Annotated in this window: 9 protein-coding genes and 1 tRNA gene; 1 reads left to right on the top strand and 9 read right to left on the bottom strand. The window is 49.4% G+C overall.

What is annotated here, in order from left to right; genetic code table 11:
* Positions 1–2,236 precede the first annotated feature (2,236 nt).
* The 3 genes from WC659_00265 to WC659_00255 form a co-directional block, all read right to left on the bottom strand.
* A complete protein-coding gene (locus WC659_00265) occupies positions 2,237–3,526 on the bottom strand; it encodes a hypothetical protein (protein ID MFA4872355.1) in 1,290 nt (429 codons plus the stop codon).
* A gap of 274 nt (positions 3,527–3,800) precedes the next feature.
* The gene (locus WC659_00260) at positions 3,801–4,511 is read right to left on the bottom strand and encodes a glycosyltransferase (protein MFA4872354.1); all 711 of its coding nucleotides are present in this window, start codon (positions 4,509–4,511) and stop codon (positions 3,801–3,803) included.
* An 8-nt stretch (positions 4,512–4,519) separates the two neighbouring features.
* Positions 4,520–7,180, bottom strand: a complete 2,661-nt coding sequence (locus WC659_00255) for a cation-translocating P-type ATPase (GenBank protein MFA4872353.1) — start codon at positions 7,178–7,180, stop codon at positions 4,520–4,522.
* A gap of 112 nt (positions 7,181–7,292) precedes the next feature.
* Here WC659_00255 and WC659_00250 point away from each other — a divergent pair.
* Positions 7,293–7,405: transfer RNA gene (locus WC659_00250), tRNA-OTHER, on the top strand.
* 105 nt (positions 7,406–7,510) lie between these two features.
* Here the strand turns inward: WC659_00250 and WC659_00245 are convergent.
* The 6 genes from WC659_00245 to typA form a co-directional block, all read right to left on the bottom strand.
* Positions 7,511–8,344, bottom strand: coding sequence for a trypsin-like peptidase domain-containing protein (locus WC659_00245; protein ID MFA4872352.1), 834 nt, complete (start codon positions 8,342–8,344; stop codon positions 7,511–7,513).
* Positions 8,345–8,452: 108 nt separating this feature from the next.
* Positions 8,453–9,028 carry an AmmeMemoRadiSam system protein A gene (amrA, locus tag WC659_00240; protein ID MFA4872351.1) on the bottom strand — a complete coding sequence of 192 codons (576 nt, stop codon included), beginning with the start codon at positions 9,026–9,028 and terminating at the stop codon, positions 8,453–8,455.
* Between the two features lie 175 nt (positions 9,029–9,203).
* Positions 9,204–9,992 (bottom strand): AmmeMemoRadiSam system protein B, encoded by a 789-nt coding sequence (gene amrB, locus WC659_00235; GenBank protein ID MFA4872350.1) that lies wholly within the window; start codon positions 9,990–9,992, stop codon positions 9,204–9,206.
* 163 nt (positions 9,993–10,155) lie between these two features.
* Positions 10,156–11,178 carry an AmmeMemoRadiSam system radical SAM enzyme gene (gene amrS, locus WC659_00230; protein MFA4872349.1) on the bottom strand — a complete coding sequence of 341 codons (1,023 nt, stop codon included), beginning with the start codon at positions 11,176–11,178 and terminating at the stop codon, positions 10,156–10,158.
* A 125-nt stretch (positions 11,179–11,303) separates the two neighbouring features.
* Entirely contained in the window at positions 11,304–12,116 is an 813-nt protein-coding gene (locus WC659_00225; GenBank protein MFA4872348.1) for an inositol monophosphatase, read from the bottom strand.
* A 326-nt stretch (positions 12,117–12,442) separates the two neighbouring features.
* On the bottom strand, positions 12,443–14,257 hold the full coding sequence (gene typA, locus WC659_00220) for a translational GTPase TypA (protein ID MFA4872347.1): 1,815 nt from the start codon (positions 14,255–14,257) through the stop codon (positions 12,443–12,445).
* Positions 14,258–14,593: the final 336 nt, after the last annotated feature.

The following is a 14,593-nucleotide window of genomic DNA, read 5'->3' as shown; positions in this document are numbered from 1 at the left end:
CGTCGGAGCTTGTCTCCGACCACGTGGTGGCAGATAAACTGCCACGCTACATACAATTGTCGTTTGTAGCGTCATAGCTCGTCTATGATCTCACGTTCGTAGCGTCGGAGTTTATCTCCGACCACTACGGTGACAATGATGTCAGCGTTGTCTGCGTTAAGTCCACGCAAATCTGTGCCCAGTTCGCACCACAAAACTGTCATCATTTTTCTGCGTACGCAAAATTTTTATGACACTTTAATATTATCTTGAATCTTCTTTTATAAAAAATAACAGCCATCCAGAGGATAGGGACCCTGAATGGCTTAAAACGCGGTGAGGTGAGTAAGTGAACTTATAATTTACCGGATCCGCGAAGTCTTCTGGATCGAAGTCTTCCGAGGAGTCTTCTGGATCGAAGTCTTCCGAGGAGTCTTCTGGATCGAAGTCTTCCGAGGAGTCCCGGAAGCACAACCAGCTTTATCTGGACTACATCCCATCATCATCACCTCCTTTCTCCCTATCTTTTTGAAAAAGCTTTTTTTAGTGTTCAGCAGCGCCGTGGTGGTGACCAACGATACTGATCGCCATTTCCGCGCTGCGAACATTGTTAACGTGCTATTTTATGTAATCAGGGTACGATATTTCACCAAATTTGTCCCTTCTAGTAACCATTTCGATTTATGTAGTCCCTCAATAGCCTCATTTCTATTATATTCGAATTGAGAACTTGAAACAAGCGCACTATCTGAATATCCCCTCCTCGAGAAGGAAGGGACGCGAGGGGAGGTTTCGGGTCAAATGGAATTACACTGGACTCACATGCTCCCACCCCTAAAACACCCCCGCCATACCTCCCCCTTTTTAGGGGGAGGACAAGGCGTGTGGTCTCCCCCCTATCAGGGGGGAGATCAAGAGGGGGGCTTAAACCGCGAGGATGGCGATGCCCACACAGTGAGTGCGTACGCATTCGACAATATACCATTTCGGGCCAAATGGTACGTTTCCTATTCTTAACCTGTCAGGACTTACACGTTTCTTGTCATCCCAGACCGAGATCTGGGATCCAGAAACAAAAAAATCAATAAAATATGAGACAGTAGAAAAATATCTGCGTATATCTGCGTTCGGCCGCATCACACTCTCCACCATGCTTTATACGAAGTTTATTGCGGCCGAGTATCTGCGTTGATCTGCGTGAACACCTTTCTCCTGAATTGTTCTACACTCTCAATATATTAAATTTTAACTGTCATCATTTTTAGCGGTCGCCCAGTCATCCGACCGGGCAGGCAATATTTTGATGACACTTTGATATACTGCTCATCATTTCCCCTTATAAAATGAAAGAGGCATCGGTGATATTATATATATATCCCGATGCCTTCTTCGCCTTAGGCCCTCCAATCGGGAGGATCCCCAGGCGACTCGTATTTATTGGGCTGGCCGCCCATAAAACATCACCTCCTTTCGTTTTTTATTTCCATCAAAATATGATGGGCTTAGTGAACAATTTTTATTTTTATAAAAAAATTAGTTTATTCTCGTTACAACAAAGATAGGGTATACCCCTCCTGTTTCAATATAAATAATTCTACATTTCACAACTCCCCTTTCCCCTTTTGGGTTACCAGGAGGTGGTAATTCGAAAAAAACCTCCTGCATTCCCATCAGCTCTTGAAGTGGTAGGTCAATATCGTCTAAAATCTGTTCCCCATCTACTTTAACAAGAACTAGAAAATTACACATACAACACCTCTCTGTTGGTTAGAACAATTTGGATTTATAGGTTTAAAATTTTTTCCGTAAATGTCCTAGCCTGTATTTGGAATTATATTTGCCTATCCTTCGACTCGACTCAGGATGACAAATAGGGCTTTCGCGGAAAAAATCTTTGTTATTGAGGCGTTTATTTGTTTCTGGATCCCCGATCAAGTCGGGGATGACATGCTGCGGTTTTTTCTATAAAAAATAAATTCTCGGGCTTGTGTGAGGCCCGAGTGTGTGTTTCTTGTTATTTAAAAATATGTGTTTACACTCAAGGCCTTATCCGAAAATCAATAATCCATGCAAAACGCTTCGCAAGGAGCGCTTGCGGAAGGCAGACGTACGACATGACGGTATTTTGTGCAATGAAATTCCTCATAAAATTGATATTATACGTAAGATACCATACGTGCTGATATACTACAACATCAGTTATCCACAACTCCTATTTTTCACCTTTCAATAATTAACCATGTAGCCTTTTAACCATTCAGCCAAGCACCGCCTTCTCGATATTCTCAACTCCTTCTTGTTCAATGTCTAGATACCCCTGCATCGCCGCTTCTGCAAACCAGCCTTCATTGAGGAGATCTTTGATCCATTCTGCCGCATAGCGGGGATTCAATTGTTTGGTGCCTGCGCCCACTTCCCTGACCCAGCGGCGGTTGAAAAATTCCTGCGAGCCTATGGGATCAGAGCAGATAATGGGGATGCCAAGCCCCGCATAGAACACCAGTTCCGAGGGTTTCGTCCAAAGGATGTCGGTGGTGCGCAACGCAACATTAAATTTCTGAAAATATTCTTCCCTTTGAGCGGCAAAGATGATTTCAAGGCTTCCCTTGGAAAATGCTTTGCGCAGGCCCAGACGCGCAATCCCCTCTCTGAAATAACGGCTCACGTCGTTGTGAATGCCGGCGACCAGTACCAGCCTCGTATGGTCATCACTGAGCTCATGATAAAAGCTCTCGGCAATGGTGAGCCCCAAATCGCGCTGCGCCCCGGCGCCGCCCACGGTAAACATGATGGTGAGCGGGTGGTTCGCACGTTTCGGCAATATTCCCACATGCTCCCTGATAGTGCGATGGTATTTGCGGCAATACACCCGCTTTGGATCAAGGTTCACCAGACGCTCCGCAAGGTCGGCTTTCACCACGCTATTGCGCACACCCCTATTTTCACGCGGCAAAGGAAATCCGGTGAGCGTAATCTGGTCTGTACGCACGCCGTAGAGCTTCAGGCGCTCAACCGCCCTTTCGGTCGGCGCAAGATACTTAATCCGGCTGCGAGAAGGCTTCAGAGGCGCCCACGCGCGACTCACGTCTGCGTCACATGCCACGATATAAATATCACCCGGATAATTAAACTCTTCCGCCTGATAGGCAGGAATAAAGAAAGTGCTCACCAAAGGTAAAGGATTTTTCGCCAAACGCTTGATAAAATGTTCTCCCCATCGCTTTTTCCGGATGAGAGAATACGTGCTCTTGAGCTGGAGCGAGGGCCTTGAAAGGTCGCGTTTCGGATAGAAAGGGTCAATCTCCTGGAACTGGTCATAGAGATCCCATGCCGCTTCGCCGATGACAGGCACCTTTTTGAACCGCGACATGAACTCGTACACTTCCTGGCCCTGCTGCCATATTTTTTTGTCTTTCTGGGGTATGCCGGGGTAGCGATTCGCATTCACTATCTCACCGCCATACGCGTATTGCTTCAAAGGATACGCCGCCCGTTGATGCCCGTAGCCCATGTCCACGGCGACGATCCAGGCTTTGTTTATAATCATAAATACCAATAAAGTCAATAATATACTTGACAGTTGTTAAATTAATTCTTACGTTTAGGTCACCGTCATATCTAACCTTTAAATGATGGAGGATATGTGAAAAAGAAGAAGAGAAGGGGAAGGCAGGTGAAACCAGCAGACGGTCACCAGGGTGGTGGCCGACACACCAATAAGCGTCATAATATGCCGTACCATAAATCTGGCAAAAACGCTGGTAAGAAATAATCCTACCTCCCGGGGAAAGGCGTCACAGCTCCCACCTTGTGACGTCTTATTATTTAATATACTTTCCTTTTCTCTGCATCGCCACAACCTTTCCTAGCTCATAGATTGCCTTCAAATATTCTCCCATACCAAATTTGCTCTCAACACGATTCGTCCACTCCACCGGAATCTCTTCTACATCATACCCATTATTTGCCGCAATGAGAAGCCATTCGATGTCAAACGCCGCGCCATTGGTAACGCTTAAAGGCAGAAGCTGCCGGAATGAGCCCGGGTACATCTTAAACCCGCACTGCGTGTCGCGGAAAGGTATGGGAAGCAGTATACGGGTCAGCGTATTGCCGAATTTCCCCACCCGTTCCTTCAGCCACCATTGATGCGTTTTCACGTGCGCATCAGGCAGTGCCCGCGATCCTATAAGCACCTTCCTCTCATTGCGCTTTGCCCAAAAAGCGTCAAACATGATGAGCGGCGTAGATAAATCAACATCGAAAAACAGCAACCAGTCTCCCGTGCCTCTCAAAAACCCTTCCCGCACCGCAGCACCCTTCCCTCTGTGTGTTATCGAAATCACATTAAGCTGCGGGTACTTTTCCTTGCACGCTTCAAGCAGCCTCCTTGTCCCGTCTCCTGATCCGTCATCCACGATGATAAATTCCCACGTCAATCTTCGCGTCGAGAAAAAATCAACAATCGCGCGCACTTTCTCCTCCATAATTACTTCTTCATTATACACCGGTACAATAATGGATAAATCCATATCATGGGCTAAACACGTGATGAGACGAATATCCTTCGTATTATCTTAAACCCTTCAAACCACAGGAGGCTCGCGATCCCCGCGATAAACGTGACGATGAGGTCGCTCACATGAAACACGCTGAAATGGAACAAATTCCGCAAAGGAGGCGTATAGAGCACGATTAAAAGAGCGAGAAGGGTTCCTGCCGCAATCCAGTGCAAAGTCTTGTTGCCCGTGCGGAGCGTGCGCACTAATCCTTGTGTAGATGAAAGATTCGTAATGATGAGGAAGATATTAGCAAACACCAGCGTGGAAAATGCCAAGGTCCGCGCATCAGCCTCCCCCTTCCCCATCATGAGGGCGATTTGAAACATCGCGAATACCACAGCGAGGACGCTCAATCCTTGCAGGAGGCTTACCCCCACCGTCATCCTGCTTAACAATGGCTTTTTGAGATTGCGGGGCGGGCGCTCCATCACGTCGCGCTCTTCCGGTTCTGCCTCAAATACCACGGAACAGGCGGGATCAATGATGAGCTCGAGAAACGCAATATGCGCAGGCAACAGCGCGAGAGGGAGATGCAGCGCCACAGGCAGAAGCGACATGCCCGCGATGGGGACGTGCACCGCAACGATGTAACCCATCGCTTTCTTCAGGTTGTCAAAAATTCTCCTGCCGAGCCGCACGGCACTCACAATAGATGAAAAATCGTCGTCAAGAAGCACAAGATCGGACGCCTCGCGCGCGACATCAGTCCCCCGCGCTCCCATAGCTATGCCGATGTGTGCGGACTTGAGCGCGGGCGCGTCGTTCACCCCATCGCCTGTCATGGCCACAATTTCGCCGTTCGCTTTCAGCGCTTCCACAAGCGCCAACTTTTGTTCCGGCATTATCCGCGCGAATATATTCACTGTTTTGACTTTCTCGCGCAGCGCCGCTTCATCCATCGTTTCGAGTTCCGGACCGGTGAGGAAATATTCAGGGCTGCGGAGCCCTGCTTCCCGCGCGATCGCCTGCGCGGTGCCGGGATAATCCCCGCTCACCATGATAATGCGCATGCCCGCCCGTTGTGCATCATTTACCGCCTCAGGCACGGAGGAACGCAAAGGATCAGCAAAACCTAAAAGCCCCACGAATTCAAATGCAAAGACATGCTGCGTGGTGGGCAGATGGACTTTTTTAAATATCGCTTTTGCCACTCCCAATATCCTCAATCCCTTCCGTGACATTGCTTCCACCTGCCTCTCAATTTCTCCTATCTGCTGCGGAGTACTGTGGCAGAGATCCGTGATCGCTTCAGGCGATCCTTTTACCGCAATGACATATTGTTCCCCATCAGGAGACTTCCACACGTGCGAGAGCGCGAGCAACTCCTTTGAAAGCGGATATTCTTTTACTAATTCCCAATCCTTATGGATATGCTCAGTCTGGCTTAATAAAATGGATCCCAAACGCAGGAGCTCCTTTTCAAGCGGATCAAAGGGTTCTGTCTGGCTCGCGAGCATGCCGTACTCTATGAGCTCATGAAATTGCTCAGGAAGAGCTTGTCCGTCTTTAGAGGTAATTTCCTCATACATTCCGTTGCTTGAGAGTTCTTTCAAGGTCATTTGATTTTTGGTAAGCGTGCCTGTCTTGTCTACACACAAGACCGTCGCCGCGCCGAGCGTCTCAATGGCGGGCATATGCCGCGCCAACACGTTCCTTTTGGAAATACGCCACGCACCGAGCGTGAGGAATACGATAAGGACCACTGAAAATTCTTCCGGCAGCATTGCCATACTCAAGGTCAATCCTGCAAGGAATCCTTCGAGCCAGTTGCCGCGGCTCAAACCGATGAGCAACACAACGATGATGCAGAGGAACGCGCCTATGGCCACAACGACGCGGATGATTTTGTTTGTTTCCTTCTTGAGAAGCGTGTCTTCTTCACGGATCGCGGCGAGCGATTTCCCAATCTTGCCCATCTGGGTATGCGCACCCGTGGCGGCTACTCTTGTGATGCCCCGTCCCTGTACTACCATGGTGCCCGAATACACGAACGGAAGATCATCCCCTCCCGGACGCGCGACCGCAAGATGATTCTCCTTCCCTTCTGATTTTCTGACTGCTTGCGATTCGCCGGTAAGCAACGACTCGTCCACCGACAAATGTTCGCACGAGAGCACCATGGCATCCGCAGGCACCCGATCCCCCTCCCTCACTACCACCAGATCGCCCCTTACCACCTCGCGTCCCGAGATCCTCATTTCCTTGCCGTCGCGGATCACGAGCGCGCGCGGGCTCGACAGGTTGCGCAAGGCTTCGACTGCCTTTTCCGTTTTACGCTCTTGGAGAAAAGTAATGCCAATCACTACCGCAATAAAGGTGAGCAGCATGAGCGCCTCCCGTGCATCTCCGAGGAATAAGTAAATAGTGCCCGCGATGAGCAGCATGAGGAGCATGGGTTCCCGCAGCACCTTGAAAAAGAGCGCCAAAATCCCCTGCCGTTTCTCGGAAGGAATTTCATTGTATCCCTCTTGTCTCAGCCTTTCACGCGCTTCTTGCTCCGTGAGACCTTGAAAGGTAAACCCCGTTACTATGGGCTTACGGCCATGATATTGGTCATCATTCCCCTTTGGGGTTGATAAACATTCATCCATAGTCTTACGACCGTAGCGTTCTGGTAACGGGGTAAATTCTTCATTCATAAACAGCGGATTATCCGCCTATTCAATGTACCATAAAGAAACAATGCTATAAATGAAAGTAGAGCGCTTGACCAAATTTTTTCCCCTTGCTATCCTCTCCACTACATATATTGAGGCCGTAGCTCAGTATGATCCTAGGGCGATTAGTCGCGAGGTCGCCAGAGGTCTGTGGTAGAGCGCTCCATATTAAAGGAGAGATCGGCGGTTCGAATCCGCTCGGCTTCACAAAAAAGGGCAGCAATTCTACTTGCTGCCTTCCTCATTTATAATCTATCCTGTCCGCGTATGTCTGCGTCTAGTCTGCGTAAGTCAGCGCATGATACGGGTATTTTACTTCAACACCGACGCGATGATGGACTTCACGATATTGGCGGGGATGGCGAAGCTGATATTTTCAGACCCTATTACGGTGGCGACGTTTACGCCCACGACTTTCCCGTCAAAGTTAGACAATGGCCCGCCGGAATTGCCCGGATTGATCGCGGCATCCGTCTGAATGACATTTTCGAGCGTCTCGCTGCCGGAACTGCTTGATGCCTGAATCGTGCGTTTGAGGCCGGAGATGACGCCGACCGACACGGAATTATTGTATTCGCCCAGAGCGTTCCCGACGGCAAATACCGACTGCCCGAGCTTTAAAGATTCTGAATCGCCGAAAAAAACTGCGGTAAGCCCTTTGCGCGCTATTTTTAATATGGCGATATCATTCTCCTCATCCCTATACACTACGTCTGCAAGCTCCTGCACGCCGTTGGAAAGCAGCGCAGTAAAGCGCGCCTCGCGATCTTCCACCACATGGCGATTCGTAAGAATATAGCCGTCGCTGCGGATGATAAAGCCCGTGCCCGCACCCACCTTCTTCTCTTCTGTCCCTTTCTGCCGGTATTGAGGGATCCTGAATCCGAAATCTTTGAAAAATGGGTCATCGCCAAAAGGATTCACATACACCACTTCCAGCTGCGGCACGTCTTTTGTCACCACGAGGGATACCACTGCGGGCGCGACTTTAGCCACGGCGGCAATGAGCACTTCATCCTGCGTCTTTTCTTTTATAATTTCCTGCCGCACTACCTCTACAGGTTTCCCCTGCACGTCAGCCAGCGCTTTGGTGAGCGAAGCAATATCGCCTTGCGCGTTGCCAAGTTCTTTTTGCAATTGGGACACTTTTTCGCGAGATCACGCTGGTTTCCGTCTACCGCAGCCAGCTGTGAATATGCGTAATACCCCACCCCGCCCGCGACAGCGCACACCAACAATGCGATGAGCTCATATTTAAGATAGCGTAAAATGTTCAGCATAATAAATTTGAATCATTACCTGTTTCTTCCATTCATCAGGCGCAAGACCTGCTTTCATGCACAATTCTGTGAGAAATTCTTCAGGCTGCACAATCTGTTCCCACACCTGGGGCAAAAATGTCGCCTGGCGACCATTCTTCTTCAGGATGACCCCGGGCTTTTGCGCCGCGAGATATTCTATTAATTCTTCCGTGGTGTTATAGGAAAACGGTTCTGGGACCGAAAGCACAGATATTTCAATCTCAAGGAATGGAAACTCCGAAAGTGCAAGAGGCGCAAAGCGCGGATCTTCAAACGCTGCTGATTGCGCATTTTCAATAACATCCAAATATAGCTCTTGCACAGGGAGCACATGGCCAATGCATCCGCGCAACCGGCCCCCTTCGTTAAGTGTTACAAAACAAGCCCGTTTTTCTTTCAATACAGAATCAAGCGCCGCTTCATCACAAGAGAATTCTTCCCCCCGCAACCTGCTCCCAATCGCCTCCCGCGCCAATTCCAGCAATTTCCTCCTCTCCCCCATGCTCAATTGTTTATGAATTTCTCCCATATAGAAAAAATATCAGCGAAGGAGTGGTCGTCGGGCAGACCCTCCGCAGCCCGAACGAGCATGGTTCCGCCCGAGGCGGATCGTTCGGGCGAGGCGGAGCGCGATCCCGCGCTGGCGGGATCGACGCGTGTCTGCCGACGACCTTCCCGAGCGAATAACCCTCCGCTCTGGTCTATTAATAATAAACCATTCCCACATACCCCACGACCGCACTCTCATCCCCCGATGCCTCGGCGCTCGTGCGGTAATCAACCAGCTGCGGTTGCCAATTATTTAACTTTGCTAATTCGTTAATAATTACGATTCCTTCTCTGCCACAAGCGTCTAAATCCATTTTTATCCTTTCTTGATCACGGGATAAAATAGCATCAATGGTTTTATGGTCTATCTTTTCCGCAATTTGTTGAGGTTGATAATGAGACAAATCTGAACTCACCGCCACCAGCGTATCGTTATCAATAATATTATTCAATTCCAGCGCGATTGGCAGAGACGCAAGCTCTTGCCCGCAGCACAACGGAACCAATTTGAACGACTTTAATTGTTTCTGCAAGAAAGGAACTTGCACTTCCAGCGAATGTTCGCGCGCAAACGCTTCCGGCAACACTTTAAAATATTCGCTGCGTGATAATATAGATAGCGCCTTTTGATCAAGCGCAACTTCTCCCAACGGCGTGCGCCACCCTTGAGCCTCATCAAGCGCCACTGAATTAAATCCTACATAATGCGAAGGCCCCAACAGTACGATGCGGTGATAAGGTCGCTTTAGCAATTGATACGCGCTTGCCGCGGTAGCGCCGCTGTATATGTATCCTGCGTGAGGCGCGATGATGGCCTTTATGCCCTTGCCTTGCACTTCAGAAGGTGTAACCGCGGCATCCCGAAAACACCGCTCAAGCTCCGCAGATAACTCACCTTTGTCTGCGGGGTAGAAACTCCCTGCGACGTTTGGTTTTCTGACCATATTAAAATAATTCGTTATTATTCATTTGTAGCGTCAGAGCTTGTCTCCGACATCTTGGGTGGCAGATGAACTGCCACGCTACAATGTATCGTTTATATGCCTCTGCACAGACAAATCTTAAGCGAGGCGATGAACCATTTCGTTGTATGGTATCAATAATCTTTTATTCCCATACCCCCGGAATCTTTGTCTGGCACTTCGGGCAGATTCCTTTTTCTGCAATAACTTTGGTATGATACATGCCGTCCCGCTCAATGAGGACCGAGCCGCATTGCGGACAATTGGTGTTGCTGTGCCTTTTGTCCGCGATATTGCCGGTATAAATATATTTAAGCCCGGATTTTTTCCCAATCTCGTACGCTTCAAAAAGTTTCTCGCTTGGCGTGATGCCAATCTCCGTCATTTTGTACTCCGGATGGAACGCGGAAATGTGCCAAGGAATGTCAGGCGATACATCCTTTATAAATTCTGCTATTTGTGCGATCTCTTCCGCATGGTCATTTTTCCCCGGAATTAACAGCGTTGTTATTTCCAACCATTTGCTTCTCCGGTGCAGCGCCTTAATCGTCTCAAGCACAGGAGCCAAGCGCGCATGGCAGACCTTCTGGTAAAAATCTTTGCGGAATGATTTCAAATCTATATTATACGCATCGATAAAGCCCTCAAGAAAATCGAGCGCCTCCTTCGTCTCATAGCCATTTGAAACATATACACCACTGATACCGTGAGGTTTCGCCAATTTCATTACATCCACGGCATATTCGCTAAAAATAGTAGGCTCGTTATAAGTAAAGGCGATTGAAGGAATGTGATGGTCACGGCAATACTGCACGATCGTTTCCGGGGTATATTCCTGCCCCTCTTCAACTTCAGCCACATTCCACCCTGTCTTCGTAACCTGTGATATGTCGAAATTTTGGCAAAACTCGCACGCAAAATTGCACCCCACCGTCCCAAGGGAAAATATCTTCGTGCCCGGGAGGAAATGGTAGAGCGGTTTCTTCTCCACTGGATCAAGATTCACGCTTACGGGGAAACTGTGCACCAAAAGCTGGAGTTCGCCATCAACGTTTTTCCGCACGCCGCATACGCCCCTCTTCCCTTCCGCGATGGTACAGCGCCACGCGCAGGCAAGACACTGTACTCCCCCTTTATCTAATTTTTTGTAAAGCACCGCTTCCCGCATATCATCTATTTGTAAATAATCCTCGGCTTTTATCAACTCTGTAGCGTCGGAGTTTATCTCCGACTCAACCGATCGTGTGGCCCCGCCCAGGCGGGGCCACGCTACTTGGTTTAATAGGTCTGCATTTACGTAAGGTTATCGAGTTTATTTTTCTTCAAAAGTCTCAATAAGGTGCGGTGAATATTTTTGTCCCCTGCCATGACAATGCTTTTTGAGCGTATGTTCCACGGCGTGCCGTTGAAATTGGTCACAATGCCGCCGTTCTGCTCTATGAGAAAACACGCCGCAATAAAATCCCAAGGATAAATATTCACTGTCACAGCCGCTTGCAACTGGCCTGTGGCGACATATGCGAAACCAAGCGAACTGCCATAGTTGTAACAGGTAATATTTTTCTGGAGCAATGCGTCTGCCGTGAATCTGGCGATGCGTTCTTGCACCACTATTGGAAGTTTATAATAGTATGCTTGTTCAATCTCAACGACGCTCATCACGGAACTATATTTCAACCGTCTCACCGCTTTCGCGCTTTGAAACACTTTCTTATCCCCCAATCCCCAGATAAGCTCTTCGCGCGCATGGTCTATAACCCATGCCGCCACCACCTTCCCCCCTTCCACCAGCGCGATATTGGTGGCAAAAAATTTCACCCCGCGCGCCACATTCATGGACCCGCACAAGGGGTCAACCACCCATGCGCGCCCATGCGCGGGATCGAGGTGCGGTGAAAATTCTTCGGTGATAAGAATGTCTGCGGGGAATGCCGCGGAAATTCGTTTTCGAATCACGCGGTCAATAGCATGATCCAGAAACGACGAAATATCGCGCACGTCCGTCTTGGTGGCGACCTGCAAAATCGTGCCGAAATGTTTCTTCGTCAACCGTAACACCTCCTGGGCGATACGCGAAATGGCTGCGTGTTCTTTGTGATATGGCATAGGCGTATTATACCATGCACATACCCGAATAAAAGGTTCTTCTGACTTTTCTAAACAAACACCATGGGCGGCTTTCGACACCCTCCCTTAAGATAAGGGAGGGTGGGGGTGAGTTATGAATGGAGCGCGCATGCCCTGGTCTGGCGAACCTAAGCCCTTTTTGCACCAAACTCATAACTCCCCTAACCCCTCTTATCTTAAGAGGGGGACTCGATGTAAGCTTTACATTCCAAAAACCGTTATGCATTGCCGCATAAATGTCTGAAGGGCCAAATAAAAACATCCACGCCTGGATGTTTTTATTATTCTTGCGGCATTACGAGAGATCACCCTTTTATCTTTTCCTTGCGCTTTGCTTCATTCTCGTCCAACACCACCTTGCGGATACGGATGTGCTTTGGCGTCACCTCCACCAATTCATCCGCGCCAATATATTCCAAGGCATATTCTACATTGTCCATGTCGTGGGGAGTATTAAAATGCTCTTGGCTTCCCTCGCCTTTCGAGCGCATATTGGACAGCCGTTTCGTCTTGCACGCATTGACGCGGATATCGTCGCGACGCGCATTTTGCCCCACCACTTGCCCCCTATACACCTCTGTACCGGGCCCGATAAATAACACGCCGCGATCCTGCACATTGATCAGGCCGTAGAGATTCGTGGTCCCGCTCTCGCTCGCGACCAGTGATCCTTGTTCGCGCTCCCGGACACTGCCGTGCTCCGGCTTATATTGGTCAAATATGGTATTGAGAATTCCCAATCCCCGCGTATTGGTCAAAAATTCCGTGCGAAAACCGAAGAGGCCCCGCGTGGGAACGGAAAATTCCATGTGGGCTATCGCGTTCTCCACTTTCATCTCTTTTAACTCTCCCCCGCGTATGCCCAATTTTTGGATGACGACGCCCGCATGCATCTCCGGCACTTCGATAAAAACGAGCTCATACGGCGTTACCACTGTGCCGTCTACTTCTTTGGTGATCACCTGCGGTTGCGACACCTGAAACTCAAAGCCTTCCCGGCGCAGGCGCTCAATGAGAATCGCGAGATGGAGCTCCCCTCTACCGGAAACTTTCCAGGTGCCATCCGGCTCGTCTTCCACGCGAAGCGCCATATCAGTCTCCAATTCCTTATACAGCCGCTCCCGCACCTGGCGCGAGGTGCTGAAGGTTCCCTCCATGCCGGCAAAAGGCGAATCATTCACACGGATGTCAACCCTCACCGTCGGCTCCTCAATCGCCATTACCGGCAGCGCAATGGGGTTTGAGGAATCAGCAATGGTTTCGCCGATGGTAACTTCAGGGACGCCCGAGATTGCAATAATATCGCCTGCGATCGCTTCCTGCGCATCAACGCGATCCAAGCCTTCGAATGTCATTAAAGAGGTGAGCCGCAGGGTCTTTTGTTCACCTTTGCGGTTTATGTGCACGACATCCTGCCCCGCGCGCACCTTCCCTTGATACACGCGCCCCGTGGCGATGCGGCCACGGAACGTATCGCTGCTTAACGTGGTGATGAATAGCTGTAATGGTTCGTCGGCGTTTCCTGCAGGCGGAGGAATGCATTTAATGATTGCTTCGAAAATCGGCGCTATGCTCGTCATGGCGCCAAGGTCCGGAGTTAATCCGGCCTTGCCTTCGCGCGCGGCCGCATAGAGCACGGGAAAATCAAGCGTTTTGTCATCCGCGCCCAGTTCGACGAAAAGGTCGAACGTTTTATTGAGTGCATGATTAACGCGCGCTGCTGGTTTGTCTATCTTGTTAATGACCACGATAATCCTCAATTTCATTTTCAGCGCCTGCTTCAGGACAAAACGGGTCTGGGGCATAGGCCCCTCCTGCGCATCCACAAGCAAAAGGCATCCGTCCGCCATGGTCAACACGCGCTCCACTTCCCCGCCGAAATCCGCATGCCCGGGCGTATCGATGATATTTATTTTCGTGCCTTCCCAATTCACCGAGGCGTTCTTGGAAAAAATGGTGATGCCGCGCTCGCGCTCAATATCATTCGAATCCATGATGAGATCTCTCTCGGCCATGTCTTTATTCAGCTTCGCCTTCGATTGCCGCAGCAAAGCGTCCACGAGCGTCGTTTTCCCGTGGTCGACGTGAGCGATAATCGCAACGTTTCGCAAACTTTTCATAATTGAAATTATACACCCCCCTATGTTTCCCCCCTTCTAGGGGGGAAGGCAAAGGGGGTGACTGCAAGAATTAAACGGATGAGGTACAAAAATTACGTCATAATGTGGTGCGGGCGATCATCTCGCCTCATCGGCGAGTAGCCAAAGAGGCTACTGCGTTCATCTGCGTGATAACTTGACTACCAAATTATTCCACGTTTATATTAAAAAAATCCCTCAAGGGATAAAAAAGTGAACCCTAATGCATGTCTTAATAATAGTGGAATGTAACTCTTATGTCAATCTTTGCACTCGTCCAATGGACAAAAAATCTTTTCTCCCATAAGATATAAAAGA

It is taken from the genome of Patescibacteria group bacterium, assembly GCA_041645165.1.
Lineage (GTDB): Bacteria > Patescibacteriota > Patescibacteriia > 2-02-FULL-49-11 > 2-02-FULL-49-11 > 2-02-FULL-49-11.
This window is presented reverse-complemented; position numbering and strand designations above follow the sequence as displayed.

What these genes read in the sequence shown, in the direction of transcription:
- WC659_00255 (MFA4872353.1), bottom strand. Translation starts at nt 7,180, where the DNA reads ATGAATGAAGAATTTACCCCGTTACCAGAACGCTACGGTCGTAAGACT.
- amrB (MFA4872350.1), bottom strand. Translation starts at nt 9,992, where the DNA reads ATGGTCAGAAAACCAAACGTCGCAGGGAGTTTCTACCCCGCAGACAAA.
- typA (MFA4872347.1), bottom strand. Translation starts at nt 14,257, where the DNA reads ATGAAAAGTTTGCGAAACGTTGCGATTATCGCTCACGTCGACCACGGG.
- WC659_00265 (MFA4872355.1), bottom strand. Translation starts at nt 3,526, where the DNA reads ATGATTATAAACAAAGCCTGGATCGTCGCCGTGGACATGGGCTACGGG.
- WC659_00225 (MFA4872348.1), bottom strand. Translation starts at nt 12,116, where the DNA reads ATGCCATATCACAAAGAACACGCAGCCATTTCGCGTATCGCCCAGGAG.
- amrA (MFA4872351.1), bottom strand. Translation starts at nt 9,028, where the DNA reads ATGGGAGAAATTCATAAACAATTGAGCATGGGGGAGAGGAGGAAATTG.
- WC659_00260 (MFA4872354.1), bottom strand. Translation starts at nt 4,511, where the DNA reads ATGGATTTATCCATTATTGTACCGGTGTATAATGAAGAAGTAATTATG.
- amrS (MFA4872349.1), bottom strand. Translation starts at nt 11,178, where the DNA reads ATGCGGGAAGCGGTGCTTTACAAAAAATTAGATAAAGGGGGAGTACAG.